The organism is Corallococcus sp. CA047B, from assembly GCF_003612065.1.
Taxonomy (GTDB): Bacteria; Myxococcota; Myxococcia; order Myxococcales; family Myxococcaceae; genus Corallococcus; species Corallococcus praedator.
In genome coordinates this window covers 1-2,675 of record NZ_RAWD01000575.1, presented here as the reverse complement: position 1 = coordinate 2,675, position 2,675 = coordinate 1, and the positions used below count along the sequence as shown (strand labels likewise).

At 70.7% G+C, this 2,675-nt stretch carries 2 protein-coding genes and 1 pseudogene; 1 reads left to right on the top strand and 2 read right to left on the bottom strand.

What is annotated here, in order from left to right; all coding sequences use genetic code 11:
• Window positions 1–84 precede the first annotated feature (84 nt).
• Window positions 85–1,050 carry a hypothetical protein gene (locus D7X74_RS41135; RefSeq protein WP_120586162.1) on the top strand — a complete coding sequence of 322 codons (966 nt, stop codon included), beginning with the start codon at window positions 85–87 and terminating at the stop codon, window positions 1,048–1,050.
• A 3-nt stretch (window positions 1,051–1,053) separates the two neighbouring features.
• Here the strand turns inward: D7X74_RS41135 and D7X74_RS41130 are convergent, their stop codons facing one another.
• Together D7X74_RS41130 and D7X74_RS41125 are read right to left on the bottom strand one after the other, a co-directional pair.
• Complete coding sequence (locus D7X74_RS41130) at window positions 1,054–2,343, bottom strand: AAA family ATPase (protein ID WP_120538367.1); 1,290 nt, start codon at window positions 2,341–2,343, stop codon at window positions 1,054–1,056.
• Window positions 2,340–2,675 (bottom strand): annotated as a pseudogene (locus D7X74_RS41125) (glutamine amidotransferase); the annotation flags it as partial. The pseudogene D7X74_RS41125 and the gene D7X74_RS41130, both read right to left, overlap by 4 nt.

The window sequence follows — 2,675 nt, the reverse complement described above, 5'->3', positions numbered from 1 at the left end:
CCCCCGGGGGCCCCCGCCACGGCTCCCCCGCCGAGAGGACGCATGCCCGCGAACGTGTTCCCGCAGCGCCCGACGTCTGTCCGGATGCGCTTCGTGTCGAAGTGGCTCCCCCGCGCCGCGATGGTGGCCCTGCTGGGGCTGTCCGCGCCCGCGACCGCGCAGCAGCCCGAGCCCCCCACGACGGAGAACCTGCCGCCCCCGGTGCTGCCACCGATGCCGGAGCGCCGGCTCTTCTTCACCACCCTCAACGTGTTCCGCTACAACCCGCTGGGGCTCGAGTCGCAGAACAAGCTCATCTACCAGAAGCGCCTCTTCGACAGCCCGTCGCTGCTCCTGCGCGACACGTTCGCCAGCGCCGCGGCGAGCCTCAAGCTGAGCCCGGCGTTCTTCAAGCTGGGGCCCGTGGTGGAGCTCCAGCCCGTGGCGGTGCTCAACCTCCGCGCCGGCTACGAGTACGTCCAGTTCTTCGGCACCTTCGGCAGCGTCCAGTCGTACCCGGATTCATTCCAGAACTACGACGACGACGTGCGCGACGTGACGAACGACCAGGCCTACGGCACCTCCGGCCACCACTTCTTCGTGGAGCCCACGCTCCAGGCGAAGGTGAAGTCGGTGGCGCTGCGCACGAAGGTGGCCTTCGAGTACTGGAACGTGGACCTGCGCGACGGCAGTCCGACAGGCACCTTCTATGATCCGACGCTGGACACGCTGGTGCCCGGCAAGGGCTGGGTGCTCGCCAACGACACGGACCTCATCTGGATGAACGGCCGCTGGACGCTGGGCGCGCGCTTCTCCGCGGTGTGGCCCAGCTACGACGACGACTCGGGCGCCGTGGATCCGCTGCCCGGCCGGAGCCTTCCCACCAACAAGCACATGCGCGTGGGGCCCATCGTCGCGTACGCCTTCGACACCCGCCCGGGCGGATTCATGAACAAGCCCACCGCGCTGCTCATCGCCGGCTGGTACCTCACGCACGAGAACCGCACCAGCGCCATGCCCTACCTGCTGGCCGGCTTCTCCTTCAGCACCGAGCTGCTCGGCGGCCGCTGAGCCTCACCCGAAGCCCTGGGCGCGCAGCACCGCGCCCAGCGGCGCGGCCTTCTCGCGGTACGCGTCGAACAGGCGCACCGCCAGCTCCGGCGACGGCTGCGTCCAGCGCCAGGCCCCGTGCCCCGTGCCGCCCTCGCACCGGATGAGCGACGTGCGGACGTCTTCCGCGTCGCGGAAGGACAGGTGTTCGAACAGCACGGGGTTCTGGCTGGTGAGGAACGCCTGACGTTCGCCCACGTCCTTCACGCACGCCTCCACCAGGTCCGGGTGCAGCCCGTCCGGCAGCTCATCCGCGATGACGAACGCATCGTGCACGTCCAGGTAGTAGAGGAAGGACAACAGCCGCCGCTGGCCGTACCCCAACTGCTCCTGCGTCACCGGCGCGCCGTCCTTCCGCACGAACGCGAAGCGGAAGCCGCTGAAGCCCAGCCGCCCGCCCTGCGACAGGGGCGTCGTCTCCGTCACGTCCACCGTGAGCGTGCCGGACGCGAAGCCCGCCAGCGCCACGAAGCGCGCGAGGAAGCTTCGCGGCAGCGTTTCGTGACGGAACATCAGCGTCGGGGGCAGCGGCTCGTGCTCCACCTGCTCGCGCAGCCACCCGGGCATCCACGTGGGCAGGGCCATGAGCCCCAGGGGAAACAGGTCCTCGCCCCGCCGCTCCATCGCGTAGCGGATGGCGCCAATGCGCTCGAACATCCCCAACGCCTCATCGAAGCGCGGCGGCGCCAGCAGGAACGTGCGGCGCAGCAGCTCCTTCAGCCGGTCCTTCACGCCGCGCTCCAGGTACTGCGCGGCCATGAAGAGCAGCGTCCACACGGAGCGATCCAACACCGACCAGTGCATGCGCCTGGAGAAGCCGGCCGCGCCGTCCACCTCGCACGCGAAGCCCGTGGCGCTCGCGCGCATCACCAGCCGCACGTCCTCCGCCGCGTCCCAGCGCACCGTCGCCACGATGGAGGGCATCAGCCCATGCGCGAGCCCCGCGGGAGGCAGTGCCAGCGCCTCTCCTGGCCCCTCCTCCGCGCCCGTCGTCGCGGGCAGCGCGGCGGGCGGCTCGTTGCGCACGGCCACCTCCACCGTCAGCCCGTCGAAGCGCAGCGCGTAGTCCAACGCGAACGGCTCGCGCAGAAGCCCGGAGAAGTCCGAGCACACCACCGTGGACACCAGCTCCAGGAGCGTCGTGCGACCGCTGCCCATCCCCCCCACCACCACGTTGAGCGCGGGGCCGAACGTCAGCACCGTGTCCGGCGCCAGCTCGCGGTAGTGGTGGACGTGCAGGCGGGTCAGCTTCATGGCGCGCGCAGTCCCTTCGCCAGCTCGTGCGCCAGCCGCTGCAAGAGCTGCGTGTTCTCCGCCTCCGCGGCCTTCAGCTTGGGAAGCTGCGCCTTCAGCTCCTCCAGGTCCTTGCCGCGAGTGCTCAGGTCCTCCGCGCCCAGCTCCAACCAGCGCCCCAGCTCCTTCGCCGTCAGCTCCAGGTGGAACTGGAAGCCGTAGGACCTCCCCAACCGGAACGCCTGCTGCGTGTAGCGATCCGTGGACGCAAGCAGCGTCGCGCCCGGCACCGGCGTGTACGTGTCCCCGTGCCAGTGGGCCACCGCCGTGCGCGCCTTCGCCCCCGCCACCAC

Bases quoted from the DNA above. Each gene is read 5' to 3' on its own strand.
- D7X74_RS41135 (WP_120586162.1), top strand. From the start codon at position 85: ATGCGCTTCGTGTCGAAGTGGCTCCCCCGCGCCGCGATGGTGGCCCTG.
- D7X74_RS41130 (WP_120538367.1), bottom strand. From the start codon at position 2,343: ATGAAGCTGACCCGCCTGCACGTCCACCACTACCGCGAGCTGGCGCCG.